Source organism: Stenotrophomonas sp. STEN020 (assembly GCF_056760195.1).
Genome location: NZ_JBRREI010000030.1, coordinates 15,861 through 29,277, shown reverse-complemented (window position 1 = coordinate 29,277; position 13,417 = coordinate 15,861). Strand labels below are relative to the sequence as shown.

The 13,417-nt window shown below is 63.7% G+C and carries 10 protein-coding genes and 1 pseudogene; 2 read left to right on the top strand and 9 right to left on the bottom strand.

Annotated elements, in window-relative coordinates:
- Positions 1-207: 207 nt before the first annotated feature.
- Entirely contained in the window at positions 208-909 is a 702-nt protein-coding gene (locus tag ACVOLZ_RS13520; protein ID WP_481511755.1) for a LytR/AlgR family response regulator transcription factor, read from the bottom strand.
- Positions 897-2,606, bottom strand: a complete 1,710-nt coding sequence (locus ACVOLZ_RS13515; RefSeq protein WP_481516609.1) for a histidine kinase — start codon at positions 2,604-2,606, stop codon at positions 897-899. Before ACVOLZ_RS13515 ends, ACVOLZ_RS13520 begins: the two co-directional genes overlap by 13 nt.
- A gap of 180 nt (positions 2,607-2,786) precedes the next feature.
- Here ACVOLZ_RS13515 and ACVOLZ_RS13510 point away from each other — a divergent pair, with 180 nt between their 5' ends.
- Both ACVOLZ_RS13510 and ACVOLZ_RS13505 read left to right on the top strand, forming a co-directional pair.
- On the top strand, positions 2,787-4,373 hold the full coding sequence (locus ACVOLZ_RS13510) for an alpha/beta fold hydrolase (protein ID WP_481516608.1): 1,587 nt from the start codon (positions 2,787-2,789) through the stop codon (positions 4,371-4,373).
- A 199-nt stretch (positions 4,374-4,572) separates the two neighbouring features.
- Positions 4,573-5,679, top strand: coding sequence for a serine hydrolase domain-containing protein (locus ACVOLZ_RS13505; RefSeq protein ID WP_481516607.1), 1,107 nt, complete (start codon positions 4,573-4,575; stop codon positions 5,677-5,679).
- Positions 5,680-6,946: 1,267 nt separating this feature from the next.
- Here ACVOLZ_RS13505 and ACVOLZ_RS13500 read toward each other — a convergent pair.
- The 7 genes and pseudogenes from ACVOLZ_RS13500 to ACVOLZ_RS13470 all read right to left on the bottom strand — a co-directional run.
- Positions 6,947-7,252: pseudogene (locus tag ACVOLZ_RS13500) on the bottom strand (winged helix-turn-helix domain-containing protein); the annotation flags it as partial.
- Positions 7,253-7,457: 205 nt separating this feature from the next.
- Positions 7,458-8,528, bottom strand: coding sequence for a serine hydrolase domain-containing protein (locus ACVOLZ_RS13495; RefSeq protein WP_481516606.1), 1,071 nt, complete (start codon positions 8,526-8,528; stop codon positions 7,458-7,460).
- Between the two features lie 99 nt (positions 8,529-8,627).
- The gene (locus ACVOLZ_RS13490) at positions 8,628-9,173 is read right to left on the bottom strand and encodes a hypothetical protein (RefSeq protein ID WP_481516605.1); all 546 of its coding nucleotides are present in this window, start codon (positions 9,171-9,173) and stop codon (positions 8,628-8,630) included.
- 383 nt (positions 9,174-9,556) lie between these two features.
- Positions 9,557-9,943: a nuclear transport factor 2 family protein gene (locus ACVOLZ_RS13485; protein ID WP_481516604.1), complete on the bottom strand. Its 387-nt coding sequence runs from the start codon at positions 9,941-9,943 to the stop codon at positions 9,557-9,559.
- 123 nt (positions 9,944-10,066) lie between these two features.
- Positions 10,067-10,966 (bottom strand): type 1 glutamine amidotransferase domain-containing protein, encoded by a 900-nt coding sequence (locus tag ACVOLZ_RS13480; protein WP_481516603.1) that lies wholly within the window; start codon positions 10,964-10,966, stop codon positions 10,067-10,069.
- 90 nt (positions 10,967-11,056) lie between these two features.
- The gene (locus ACVOLZ_RS13475) at positions 11,057-12,073 is read right to left on the bottom strand and encodes an AraC family transcriptional regulator (protein WP_481516602.1); all 1,017 of its coding nucleotides are present in this window, start codon (positions 12,071-12,073) and stop codon (positions 11,057-11,059) included.
- A 126-nt stretch (positions 12,074-12,199) separates the two neighbouring features.
- A complete protein-coding gene (locus ACVOLZ_RS13470; RefSeq protein WP_481516601.1) occupies positions 12,200-13,399 on the bottom strand; it encodes an MFS transporter in 1,200 nt (399 codons plus the stop codon).
- Between the last annotated feature and the right edge of the window lie 18 nt (positions 13,400-13,417).

Below are 13,417 nucleotides of genomic sequence, written 5' to 3'. Positions count from 1 at the left end.
TCGGCAGACGGACGGCGTGAGATCTTCGGCGTAGCCACGTAGCCCGGGTAAGCGCAGCGCACCCGGGGATCGTTGAATCGGATATGGCGCTGATGTGCTTGTTGCTGGGATTGCCTGGGCACGCGGCTTGATGACGTTCTGCAAGCTCCCGGGAGCGTTACGCTTGCCCGGGCTACGGAATGCGCTTGCTTCCATGCGTCGGTTGGTTCACTCCAGCGCGAGCGCCTGCCGCAAACCAGCCACATGGGCACGCCCGACCGGCAGCTCCGCACCGCCGTTGAGTACCAGCCAGTAGCGACTGCCACTTCCCGAATGCAGGGTGCTGATGTGGCGCAGGTTGACCAGATAGGAACGGTGGCAGCGGATGAAGTCCGGCGGCAATACGGCGCTCAGGCCCGCCAATGATTTGTCGTGCAGCTCACTTCGGCCATCACGCATGCGCAACTCGCTGTAGTCGCCGTCAGCGCGGATCCACTGCACATCGGCCAGTTCGACCAGGGCCGTGCCCTGCGCGCGCCAGATGCCGAGGTAGCGTGCGCGGCCCGAGCTGTAGCGGCCTACATCCAGCAGGCGTTCCAGTGCCTGGCCCAGCCGTTCGCGCGAGAAGGGCTTGGGTACGAAATCCAGCACGCCGTGCTCGAAGGCCTGCAGGGCGCGCTCGCGGTGCGCCGATACGACCACGCAGTGATAACGGCCAGCGACCGCGCGGCGCAGCAGGTCAAAGCCATCTTCGCCGCCGAGGTTGAGGTCGAGCAGCAGACCGTCGTAGACGCTGCGCTGCAACCGGTCACCGGCTGCATCCAGATCGGCGACGGCATCGAAGCGCGCACGCGTGCCCGCGATTTCCGCGCACAGGCGCAACAGGCGCTGGCGGACCAGCGGTTCATCTTCGACGATCAATATGCGCATGTGAGCTCGATCCGGCTGCACCAGTCGGCGCCATCGGCGCCTTGGCTGTAGTGCCAGCGGTTGGGATGGGAAGCGGCCAGACTGGCCTCGATGTAGCGGGTGCCGGTGCCCTGGCCGCGATGTGGCGCGGAGCCGCGTGCGCTGCGCAGCTCAAGGACCCAATGTTGGTCCTCGCGTTGCACGCGCAGGCGGAACGGGCGTTGCGCGCAGGCCACCGCGCCGGCATGGGTCAAGGCGTTCTCGACCTGTGCATGCAGTACACCGGGTGGCAGCGACAGCTGCAGGTCGTTGGCATCGACTTCCAGTGTCATCGGCTGATCCAGAGCCTGCCCGACGATATCCAGATGGTTGCGACACAGGGCCAGTTCTTCGCTGAGCGGGACGCTCTGGCGGCTGCTGCTTTCGCGCAACCGGTCGAACTGCTCGGCCAGCGATTCGACCAAGCGGCTGGCCTTTGTCGGGGCTTGTTCGATCAGTTCCTGCAGGCAGGTGAGAGTATTCATCAGCCAATGCGGCTGGATGCCCCGCTGCAGCAGCTGCAGCGACAGGTTTGCCCGCTCTTCGCGCAGGCGGGCATTGTGCAGGTCCAGTGCCCGCACCTGCGCCGCATGGCAGAGCAGCAGGAAGCCCATCAGTACCGCGAGCAGCAGGAAGTAGGGGCCATCCAGAAAAGCGCCCGGCGCAAACAGCAAAGCCAGTACCCCAGCCAGCAGCAGGGCGAGGATCGGCCAGCGTTCTTCGCGCTCGCCATTGGCACGCAGCAGCAGCGCGGCCGAGGCCAGCAGGCTCAGCAGCAGTGCTACCGCCGAGCGGATGTCGAAGCTGGGCAGCAGCACGGCAGTCATCAGCAGTGCAGCCGCGAAAGCGATGCTCAGGCCTTGGGGCACCGTAACGCCGTAACGCCGCGCAAGATAGGCGGGGAGCAGCATGGCCGCTGCCACATGCAAGGCCAGCAGCGCATACAGACGCAGGCCGTGCCATGGATAGGGGTAGCCGAGCAACGGTCGCCAGCCTTCGATCACCGGCAGTGCAATGCCGACTGCGCACAGGGCGAGCAGCAGTCGCCCACCCGCCATCTGCGGCCGGCCGCGCTGCAACGCGAGGAAGTACAGGCAGGCTGCGGCGAGTGCACCGGTAGCGAGGGCTGCGATCAGCCAGGGCAGGACGATGCGCTGGTACAACACCACGGCCGGCGCCACCGCAACCAGGGCATCAGCGCTGTACAGGCCGAACTGCTGATGGTGGCTGGAGGCGAGCACCAGCAATTCGTCGCTGCCCGTGGGCGAGGAGGGCGGCAGTACGCGGGTGATGTCGACCTGGCCGGGCTGCTCCTGCTCGGCGCTGGTGCCGACGACGCCATTGCCAAGCATCGGCTGGCCGTTCCAGTAGAGCTGGCTGGCCCCACGCAAGGACAGCCGCAGGGCGCGGCCACCATCGTCCGGCTGGGTGGACGCGGGCGATTGCCAACGCAACCAGTACGGGCCGCGCCAGCTGGCCAGCGTTTGTTGATCGATTGGCTGCCAGTGGGTGTCAGCGGGTGGCGAGGCCGGCAGCCTGCCCGTCGCAGTAACGCTAGCGGGCGCCATCTCTCCGCTCAGCACTTGCACGCTGTTGACGTCACGCAGCATCACGGCCAGCCACGCGGCGACCGCGAAGATCAGCACGGCCAGTACGCTCAGGATTCGTAGGATCGGCATGGGCCTATCGTATCGGCTGCGTGGAGACGCTGGGCGGTGAGTTGGAGCTGTTCGGCGGACGCGCGCCCCGCAAGCGCCGTTGGGGGAGGGATGCTGGTTCCGTGGCGAGGGCAACGGGAGGTTTCTCCGGGTTGCAGAGGCCACGGCAACACCCACCTTCCCATCTAGTCGGAGCCCGCCATGTCCAACAACTCTCTGTCTGTTTCCAGTGCTTGCCGTCCTTGCCTGCAGTCGTTGGCGGCACCTTCAAACGCATCGCTTGTCGGCGCGCATCAACATGACGCTGGCGTAGTGTTTGCGGTACGCAAGGGGAAGCTGGGACGTGCCGGCCGCTTGTTGGTGCTGTGTCTTGCGCTGGCCTGCGCCTCGCCGGTGCTGGCCAAGGACTCGGTTGCACCGCTGGTATTTGCACCCTATGCAATGCAGACCAAGAACAACGGCACCATCGCCACCGAAGAGGCCTTCCTGGAAGTCCCGCGTCGCCACAGCGAGCCCAACGGACCGCGTATCCGCCTGCGTGTGGTGCGTCTGCCGGCGACCGGCGGCAATGGCAGCGCTGCCCCGGTGGTCTATCTGGCCGGTGGCCCGGGTGGCTCTGGTTTCGGCACCGCGCTGGGCCCGCGCTGGCCGGTGTTCGACCGGGTCCGCCGCGAGACCGATGTGCTGCTGCTCGACCAACGCGGCACAGACTTCTCCGAGATGCCGCCCGAGTGCCCGCACGAGCAGAAGTTTGACGATGCCAAGCCGCTGCAGCGCGACGCGGCCCTGGTGGGAATCAAGGCCGCACTGGCCAGCTGCCTCGCTTTCTGGAAGGACGCCGGGGTTGATATGGGTGCCTACACCACGGCTGAGAGTGCCGACGATATCGAGTACCTGCGCAAGGCGATGGCGCTGCCCAAGCTGAGCCTGTGGGGCATGAGTTACGGCACGCATCTGGCATTGGCCACCGTGCGCCGCCACCCGGACAGCCTGGAGCGCGTGGTGCTGATGGGCAGCGAAGGTCCGGACGACACGCTCAAGCTGCCGCTGGCCGGTGATGCCTTGTTGGCTGATCTGGCAGTCATCGCCAAAAAGGACGGCTTCGAGGATCTGCAGGGTTCGGCGCAGCGCGTGCTGGCCAAGCTGCGGCAGCAGCCGGGGCAGGGCAGCAGCCCGATGCATAAGGGCAGGAAGGTGACCATAGGCGAGTTCGACGCGCAGATGGCGATAGCGATCGCACTCGGCCGCCGCTCCACCCAGCGCATGCTGCCGCTGGCGCTGCGCGAGGCCGAGGCCGGCAACTACGACCTGCTCGGCGCCATCGCCTTGATGGTGCGTGAAGGCCTGGGCGGCTGGCGCGCCATGCCGACGGCGATGGATGTGGCCTCCGGTCAGAGCCCGCAACGGCGCGCGCTGGTCGCAGCACAAGCACGCCAAAGCCTGCTTGGAGATGCTTTGAACTTCCCGTTCCCGGAAGTTGCTGATGGCCTGGGCATGCTGGATCTGGGTGAAGGTTTCCGTGCGCCACTGCGTAGCGACGTGCCGGTGCTGTTCATCAGTGGCACGCTGGACGGTCGCACCCCGCATGCCAATGCCCAGGCGCTGTTGCCCGGTTTCAGCAAGGGTAAGGAGCTGCTGGTGCGTAGTGCCAGCCATGACAACGAAATGTGGGTGGGCAATCCGGCCATCGCCGACAACATCGCCGGGTTCCTGGCCGGGCGCGGGCTGAGTGCGGAAGTGCTGGATGTGCCGCTGCCGGTGTTCATCACTGACCGGTCCGCGCTGTAGTTGAAGGGCAAAACCGGGGTCAGGGTTGGGTTTCAAGGAAACCTGACGCAGGCCCCGGCTTTCGCAAAATCAGCGACCTGCTGCATCTTTGGTTTCGCCAAGTTATTGATCGCGAAAGACTTCATAAATCTTCATCCAGGCATCAGGTGCTTCATCCGGGGGAATGTTCGGCTGGGCGCTCCACCCATGGAGCATCCCGATGTCACTGCTGATCCGCCTTCCCCTGTTCGCCGCGCTGCTACTGGGCACGGCCTCCGTCACCGCCGCGCCGCTGCCCTCCAACGATGACTGGACGCTCGCTCCTCCCGCCACGCATGGCTTGGATGCCGCCCGCTTCAGCGCGCTGGACGCTGCCATCAACAGCGGCCAGGCGCCGGATACCACCAGCGTGCTGGTGGTGCACCGAGGCGCGCTGGTGCATGAGAGCTACTTCAACGGCGCCGAGCGCAGCACCCTGCACAACACCCGCTCGCTGACCAAGAGCGTGACCGCGATGCTGGTCGGCGCGGCCATCGACCGCGGCTTGATCAGCGGCGTCAGCGCACCGGTCCTGGGTTTCTTCCCGGAGCGGACGCCTGCCCATCCGGGTGCGTTCAAGAACGCGATCACGGTCGAAGACTTGCTGACGATGAGCGCGCAGTGGGAGTGCGACGACAACAACGAGTACTCCGCCGGGCATGAGGAGCGCATGTATGTCAGCGCCGACTGGACCGGCTTCGCCCTGGACCTGCCGGAGCGCGGCTATGCGTCGTGGAACAAGCGGCCGGCAGACAGCCCGCACGGGCGCGCCTTCGCCTACTGCACGGCCAACTCCTTCATGCTCGGTGCCATCGTCGAGCGGGCCAGCGGCATGCCCTTGCAGCGCTTCGCCGCTGAGGTGCTGGAGCGGCCGTTGGGAATCGAGAAATCGGTCTGGAACCGCTCGTCCGAAGGCGTGGGCATGGGCGGTGGTGGCACCGAGTACCGCAGTCGCGACCTGGCCAAGCTGGGTCAGTTGATCATCGACGGCGGGCGCTGGAAGGGCCAACAGGTGCTGCCCGCCGCTTGGACCCGGGCGATGACCGAGGTGCACGCGCAGACCCCGTTCGATGCCGACTACGGTTACCAGATCTGGCGTTTCCCGTTCACTACCGGTGGCAAGCAGGTGCATGCCTGGGCGATGTCCGGCAATGGTGGCAATGCCGTGTTCGTGGTGCCGGAGAAGCAACTGGTGGTTGTGGTGACGCGTACCCGCTTCAACCAGCGCGGCATGCACCAGGAGACCCAGAAGCTGCTGCAGGACTACATTCTCAGCGCGCTACCGTAACCGCCTGCGCATCGGCTGGCAGCTGACCGGAAGCGATGACCCGAGTCCGGTCGGCGGCTACGGCTGCTTCGATCGTCTGCAGCAGCGGGGCGAAACCGGAATCCTTGCGGAGCTCGGCAAACAGCGGTGACACCTGCAGGTAGTTGGCGTTGCGGTAACCGGCGGCTACGGCCGCCTGCAATGCCGCCAACGCGGCTTGGCGGTTGCCTGCCAGATCCGCCAGCAAACCGGCCTCGATCCCATCGAACGGGTCGCTGCCTTGTGCAAGCCCGGCCTGCAATGCGGCAGAACGCGCGAGCAGTTCCTCTGCAGCCGGCTCGGACCCGGCGCCGACGATCCAGGCGAGCGTGGTTGGCAGACTGGCCTGTGGCCGCAGTGCCCGCGCACCTTGCACCGCAGTCTGCGCGGCAGTGACATCGCCGCGCTGCAGTGCCAGCTCTGTGGCCAGCAGATGCAGTGAGGCGTGTTCGGTACCGCGGGCGAAGGCCTCATCCAGCGCTGCCTGCGCTTCGCCGAAGCGGCCGTGCTCGTAGAGGAAGCTTGGCCAGGCGATGTTGGAGAACACGTTGTCTGGATACAGCTGGAAGCTGCGTCGGTACCGTGCCTCCGCCGAGGCGGAATAGCCCAGCAGGTCAAGATTGGAAGCAACCTGCAGTTCCCAGAAGCGCACGCGCTCGGGCGCACGTACAGCCAGATTTGCAGCCAACGCATCACTCAAGCGGCCTTGGCGCGCATACAGATAAGCTGCCGAAGCGCGGCTGGCGTCAGCGCCCGGGTCCAGTTGCACTGCACGCTCATAGGCGGCCAACGCAGCATCAATCTCGCCACGGCAATCGTGGGCATAGCCCAGCGCTGCATGCGCAGCCGCCAGCTTCGGCTGGCGCGCGATCACTGCCCGTGCAAGCTGCAATGCCTGCTCGGCATCCTCGCTGCTGCCGTTGTACAGGCAGGCACGCGCGGCCTGCGCACGGGCAATGCCGAGTTGTGCCTGCACATCGTCAGGCGCTTCCTGCAGACGTTGGCGATAGAGGGCGATGGCGCGCTCGTTGTTGTCGCGCTGGCCGATACCGGCGTAGTAGTCCGCGCGCTGCAGCAGCGGCGAGGAGGCTACTGGATTCCGGGTCGGCCATTGCCAGTAAAGAACGCCGGCCGCGATCAGCAACAGCAACGTAGCCGGGATGACGATCCCGTGGCGCTTGGAGCCCGGTACCGAAGTCACGCCCACTGCAGGCTCCTCGACAACAGGCTCGCTGCACAACTGGTAGCCCTGCCCACGTACCGAACGCAGGTAACGCGCCTGCTTGCCGTCATCACCCAAGGCTTGACGCAACAGGCGAACCCGCTGGGTGACGGTTTCTTCGTTGACGACTGCCGGCGCCCAGATGTTGGTGATCAATGCATCAAAGCCGACCACCCGGGTGCCCTGGGTCAGCAGGTAGTGCAGCAAGCGGAAGCTGAGCCCGGAGACGTCCAGTTCCTGACCGTCGTCACGTATCACGCGCTGCCGCGCTACATCGATGCGCAGGTCATCCAGGCGGTAATGCAGGGGTGTGTTGTCGGGTGAATCAGACATTGGAGACGGGCAGCCTGGTTCCACGCATACCTGACCGGCATCGCCCGGCAGCAGGGTGGGTGATCAGTGGGGCCGAAAACTGGTTTGGGGAGGCATCCATTGCCGTCGAGATTAGCAGGCGTAGCCGGGCCGGGCTGGTTCGATGGTTCCGCTGAGCATCCGGAAGACGGACTTGCGTGCGTTGTTGAAGGGAATCGGTCGGAGGCTATTTTATCGTCGGCAACGCGACGTCACGGCCATAGACGGCATCCACGACGGCTTCCAGAAAAGCATTGGTGGGGATGCGCTCGCCATTGGTTGAGTATGCGATGGATACCCCATCTTCCGGGTTGTAGATGACCCGCGAATGGGAGCCAAGCACGTCTCCGCCGTGGCCAAGAAATCGGTCCTCCCCGTACGTGAATTCCGCAAGACCCATGCCCCAGCCCTTGCCCACGATCGGCTGCATCTGCTCTACGGTATCCCTGCGCAGAATCCTGTACTGAAACAGGCTGGTAATCAATGTGTTCAGATCCCGCGTGGTACTTGCGATATCACCAACGCCGATCACATTGGAGTAGTCGACATCCTTGATCTCCCCCCACTGTCCAGCGAAGGCATAGGACTTGAAGGTATTGGTGGGATGGGACTCTATTGATGCGAAATTCTTTAGACCCAGCGGCGCTGCAATCTCCTGAGCGACGATCTCGTGATAATCGCGCCCATGGACTTTCTCAAGGATCATCCTCAGCAGGAAGTACGCGGAGTTGGAGTACGCAACGCGTTCACCGGGCTCGAACGTTACCCCCTGCCTCTTGATCTCCTCCAGGATCTCGTTCTGGCCAAGCTGATCGACCACCCAAAGCGAGCCGTCCTTTATCCCGAAATTCCCAAGCCCGCTTGAATGCTCAAGCAGGTTCCTGATGGTGATTTCCTGCGCAGACGGCATATCAGGATAGAAGTCGGACAAGCTGTCATCCAGACTCAGGCGCCCGTCCTCTATCAGCTTGAGCGCCAGAATCGCCGTCACCATCTTGGTTACGGATGCGACCTGGTATTTGCTGTTCTCATCATGAGCAACACCAGCCAGATTCTGCTGACCGAAGCTTCTGGAATAGACCTCGTGGCCACCCTTGAAAATCGACACACTGCCGGCGCCACCATTGTTGTCTTCGACATAGCTGAGGAAGTCATCGAGCTTTTCCTCATGCACTGCTTGTGACGACACCGGTTCCGAATGCACCACCTGCGCAAGCGCGAAAACCGGAAGAAACAACAAGGCAGCCAATCTCTTCATATCGCTCGCTCTAGCTCGATGATTCAGTTGCGTATGTGCTGGTTGACGAGAGACATCCACTGGCCTGAGGTGGAGAAGGTACGTCCTCCGGTTGCTACATCATGCTGCCGTAGCAGGGCGCGCGCGGCGCAACACCCACCTCAAGGCCGTCCATACAACTAGTCGGCTGATTGCGGCGATCAGCATCGGCACGCAAGCCACCAGCGCCGGTAGTACTGGACCGAAGACGAAGGTCATCCCCATGACGAAGCCGAACAGGTACTCTGCCCGGTAGGCCGGGAACAACACAGCAGCCACCAGTAGCGTCATCATCACCTGAGTTGCCGCCGCTTCGCCGTTGGTTACAAAGGCGACCGATAGCGCGGCTCCTCCCAGCAGTGCTCCGAGGAAGCCGGCGATGGCTGGAAGGAGCGCACCCGACCGTTTGCGCGTTCGTCGAGTAACTACCCAGCCCGCCAATGCGCCAAACAATGGCATTACCAGCAATGCCCACACATTGGAGATTGCCGGCAGGCTCGCATCATTGAGCAGGTGGTGGCGCAGAATGCCACCGTGGGTGTGTTCCCAGACCAACTGCACGAGAGCGGTGGTCATGCCAAGCATGACGGCGCAGAGCAGCAGCCAACGGAACTTCTGAGCCGTCATGATCAAATCCCTATGAAGGGAGTCCGGATTGTCCTGACGACAGGATAGGAAGGGCGTATGCAGCACGCAATGTGACTGGCGGCACCATGACCAACGGCGGTAGTGATTGTAGAGGGACCAGCCGTTCACTCCTCTGGACTGCCATGGAGGCTGCATGGTTCTGCCGTCTTCTTCCGGCTAGAACAAACGGGTAGTTGAGGCCAGCGCACCGACCCGTGTTCGGCACTTGAATGATGCATTCGTCAGCATGGCCACCATGCATGAGGGAAGGGTTGTCTCACGCGATAGTTCATGCAGCCATATCTGCCAACACCACACAGGCAATGCGCCCGGCTTTCACCAGACGCATCACCACGTAACTCAAGCAAGCAGCAACGCGCCGCTCAGGTTGCCGGCGTCTTGCGCTTGCCGCTCCATGACTTGCTGACAATCATCCAGTTGCCGTCGATCTTCGCCAACGCCAGGTAGTCCGAGCCGTCCCATGTCGGATAGTCGAGGGTGAGCTTGACCACGGCCGCGCTGTCCGTCACATCCAGGATCTGGTATTGGCGATGACGTTGCGCTTCATCCGGCGCTGGCTTGCCGGGAAATCCATTGGCCCATTCTTCCGTGGTCTCCATGACAACGGCGCCGCGATTGGTCGAATAGCCGATAACCACGCCGTCTTTTCGCAGTACGCCGCTGAGCAGCTTGGCGTCGCCCGCTTCGAAGCCGCGCAGCAGGGTCTGCATGGCGCGGTCAACCTCGGCACGCTCGTTGCTTTGTGCCATCAGCGATGTTGGGAGCAGGAGCAGGGCTGCGGCGAGAACTGCGGATCGGATTGAAGTGTTCATGTGTGTCCTGGGTGTTGTTGAGTGGTTGATGTGAGGGGCGGTGGACGAAGTTCTGGCTGCTCAATCCCTCCTGGCCTGGCTGATTTGCGGAGTGGGAAGCTTGCGCAGCGCTTCGACCACGGCTGCGGCAAGCGGCGCTGCGGATGCGTAGTTCTGGCCTGTCATCACCCGGCCGTCGACTTCGATATAGGGTTCAGCGCTATCCACGGCGTTGAACAGGCCGCCGCGCGCCTGCACCGTTTGCCGCATCTGGAACGGGAATTCCTTGAAGTAGGCGGCACTGCGGTCTTCGTGTTCTTCGGGGTAGCCGGTGATGCGCTTGCCGGCGAGCAGGCTTTGGCCGCCGGCGAGCTTGAGGTTCACGATTCCGGCCGTGCCATGGCACACCGCCGAGACCACCCCGCCATTGCGTTCGTAGACATGCATGGCGATGTCCTGCAGGGCGCGGTTTTCCGCCACGCCGTACATGGCGTTGCTGCCACCCACGTAATAGACGGCGCGGTACAGGTTGGGGTCGATCTGCGCTGGCGTGGCGGTGTTGCGCAAGCCGCGCATGACGCGGTCATCGCGCAGGCGCGGTTCCACTTCCTTGCTCACGTAAGGGGCGAGGATGGGCACGTCACCGCCGTCAGGGGTGACGAAGTCCACCGCATAGCCGGCGGCCTGGAACGTATCCCAGGCATGGACCACCTCGCCGAAGCTGATGCTGGCCGGGATGTTGGAGCTGCCGTGAACCTTGCTGCTGGCAAGGATGAACAGAATGCGCTGCTGACCGGTCTTGCTGGAGTCGCTGAGGCCGGTGCTGGCGACAAGTTGCTTGCTGCCGGCCTGTTGCGCGGAGGTGTCAGTCGAGGGCCGTTCCATGGCGGGCCCGGTGCTGGCAGCGGCGTTGGAGATGCCGCCCTGCCATACGCAGAACAGCAGGGCCAGTAGCGGTTTCAGTAGTCGATGTAAGGGCATGGCGCCGGCTCGTCGGGGTGAGCCCGCAGCCTATATCGCCCCTTTTAAATCAATGTCTTGCTGTGTAATCGCGGAGTGCTGGAATCAATTTCAGGAGTTGCCGGCAGCTGCGCGGAACGCCCCCGGCGGCAGGCCCTCCAGCTTTTTGAAGGCGGCATGGAAGGTGGACATCGATTGGAAGCCAGATTCCTCGGCGACCAGCTCCAGCGGCTTTGGCGGCAGTTGCAGCAACAGTGCTTTTGCTTCGATGACACGCAGTTGCGCCAGGTATTGCTTGAACGAGGTCTGCTTGTTGTCGTTCAGCAACTGCGACAGCCGGGTCTGCGGAATGCCCAGCCGACGAGCAAGACGGGGCAGGGTCAGACCCGGGTCCAGATGCAGGCGCTCGCGCGCCATCAGCTCGGCCAAGGCCTGCAGTTGTGGTGCTGCCTCGTCTTCGGAAATCCGTCGGTCCTGGTAGGGCTCGATCGGTGCCTGGCCGGAACGCAGGCGCAGGTAGACCAGCACGCTCGCGGCCAGGAGGAAGGTGAAGGACAGCGCGCCGACGATGTAAGAGGTGTAGCCGGCAGTGAAATAGGCGGCCCAGATCAGCCACACGCCGAGCAGCGCTCCCAGTAACAACACGGCAGAGGGCGTGCCGCTGAGTTGGGTGCAGTGCCGATACAGCAGTCCACTGGCCAATAGCAGGTAGCCCAGCCAGACATATTGAATGGCCGGGGTGATGGTATGCCGCCACAGCTCGGGATGGCCGGTGTAGGGCAGGAATACATTCACCCCGATGACAATGGCCAGCAACGCGCTGAGGTGCCAGCGGTCTGCCAACCGTGGACCGGGAGTGCCGGCCAGGCTCGAACGCAGTAGAAAGAACAGACACGGCCCGATCATGAAGCAGGCGGTCAAACCCAGTTGCAGGAACACCCGGGGAATGTCCGGCCAGAAGTAATAGGCGACCGATTTGCCGGTGCGCATGCCTACGACCAGAATCAGCAGCGCCAGCCAGCGCTGGCTGGGCTCGCCCTTGGCCCGCCACCACAGGAACGATGCCAGGACGGTGCCAATGAAGGCGCCGAGCATGGCAAAGAAGAACAGGAAGTGTTGGCTCAGCATTGGCGAAGTATTGAGAAAACCAATCTTTCGTCAAGTTGCGGAGGTCATGCGAGAGCCGGCGAGTGCCGGCGGATGCGGCCTGTCATGGGTGGCGGGTCGAGATGGCCGGGTCCCCGTGTTGGGAGTTCAATTGCCGTCAACCACGTCGGGGCGTCCACCACGATCAACGCCAGCGATGCACAGCAGCAACGCGCCGGTGGCGAGCACAGCCGTCGCCCATAGGTTGCCGCTCAGGCCAAGCTGGTCCAGCAGCAGGCCGCCTGCCCACGCGCCAAGTGCGATGCCTATATTGAATACACCCACGTACAGGGCACTGGTCACCTCAACCGCGCGCGGAGCCGCCTGCATCATCCATGTCATCAGCCCAACCGACACGCCGCCGTAGGCAAGCCCCCAGAGCAACAGCAGCATGCTTCCCTGCAGTGGCGCAGCGCCGATGGAGAGAAACAGGATTGAGGTAGCCAGCAAGCCAGCTGCGATGGCCATCACCGTGCTGGACACCTGCCGCGAGGCGATCAGCCCCACCAGGAAATTGCCGCCGATCCCGGCCACGCCGTAGGCGAGCAGCAGCCCGCCGATCCATGAGGCGTCCACGCCAGATACCAGCTCCAGCAGTGGCCGGACAAACGTGAATGCCACGAAGTGGCCGGCCACCAACAGCAGCGTCACCCCCAGCCCGAGCCGCACGCGTGGATTGCGCAGTTGTTCTGCGAAGTGACGCAGTTGCATCGACGCTACGACTGGCAGCGAGGGAATCACGGCAAGCTGAAGCAGCAGCACGGTGGCACTAAGTAGCGCCATGCCCGCGAACGCCTTGCGCCATCCAAGCAGCTCACCGATCCATGCGCCCAGCGGAACGCCAAGCACGGAGGCGGCGGCGACGCCACCGAAGATGATCGAGGTGGCCAGCCCCACGCGCTGCGCGGATACCAATCGCATCGCCAGCCCGCCCGCAATTGCCCAGATCCCACCCATGCACACGCCCACCAGCAATCTGGCAGCCAGCATCCATTGCATGCTCGGTGCGATCGCAGACGCTGCATTGGCCGCCACCAGCAAGGCCAGCAGCGCACAGAGAATGTAGCGGCGGTTGATACCACCAGCGGCAATCACCACCAACGGCGCGAACAATGCGGCCAGCAATGCGGGTGCCGATATCAGCAATCCAGCGTTGCCGGTGGAGATGCCAAGGTCGGCGCCGATGGGGGTAAGCAAGCCGACTGGCAGCATCTCGGTGGTGACTACCGAAAAGGTTGCCAGGGCTATGGCAAGAACTGCCAGCCACGGGTGGGCCACGGCGGCTGCCGTGGAGGATTGGGTTTGCATGGTTTGTTCCTGAAGGAA

What these genes read in the sequence shown, in the direction of transcription:
- ACVOLZ_RS13480 (WP_481516603.1), bottom strand. Translation starts at nt 10,966, where the DNA reads ATGCCCTTACATCGACTACTGAAACCGCTACTGGCCCTGCTGTTCTGC.
- ACVOLZ_RS13495 (WP_481516606.1), bottom strand. Translation starts at nt 8,528, where the DNA reads ATGAAGAGATTGGCTGCCTTGTTGTTTCTTCCGGTTTTCGCGCTTGCG.
- ACVOLZ_RS13515 (WP_481516609.1), bottom strand. Translation starts at nt 2,606, where the DNA reads ATGCCGATCCTACGAATCCTGAGCGTACTGGCCGTGCTGATCTTCGCG.
- ACVOLZ_RS13520 (WP_481511755.1), bottom strand. Translation starts at nt 909, where the DNA reads ATGCGCATATTGATCGTCGAAGATGAACCGCTGGTCCGCCAGCGCCTG.
- ACVOLZ_RS13505 (WP_481516607.1), top strand. Translation starts at nt 4,573, where the DNA reads ATGTCACTGCTGATCCGCCTTCCCCTGTTCGCCGCGCTGCTACTGGGC.
- ACVOLZ_RS13510 (WP_481516608.1), top strand. Translation starts at nt 2,787, where the DNA reads ATGTCCAACAACTCTCTGTCTGTTTCCAGTGCTTGCCGTCCTTGCCTG.
- ACVOLZ_RS13485 (WP_481516604.1), bottom strand. Translation starts at nt 9,943, where the DNA reads ATGGCACAAAGCAACGAGCGTGCCGAGGTTGACCGCGCCATGCAGACC.
- ACVOLZ_RS13490 (WP_481516605.1), bottom strand. Translation starts at nt 9,173, where the DNA reads ATGACGGCTCAGAAGTTCCGTTGGCTGCTGCTCTGCGCCGTCATGCTT.
- ACVOLZ_RS13470 (WP_481516601.1), bottom strand. Translation starts at nt 13,399, where the DNA reads ATGCAAACCCAATCCTCCACGGCAGCCGCCGTGGCCCACCCGTGGCTG.
- ACVOLZ_RS13475 (WP_481516602.1), bottom strand. Translation starts at nt 12,073, where the DNA reads ATGCTGAGCCAACACTTCCTGTTCTTCTTTGCCATGCTCGGCGCCTTC.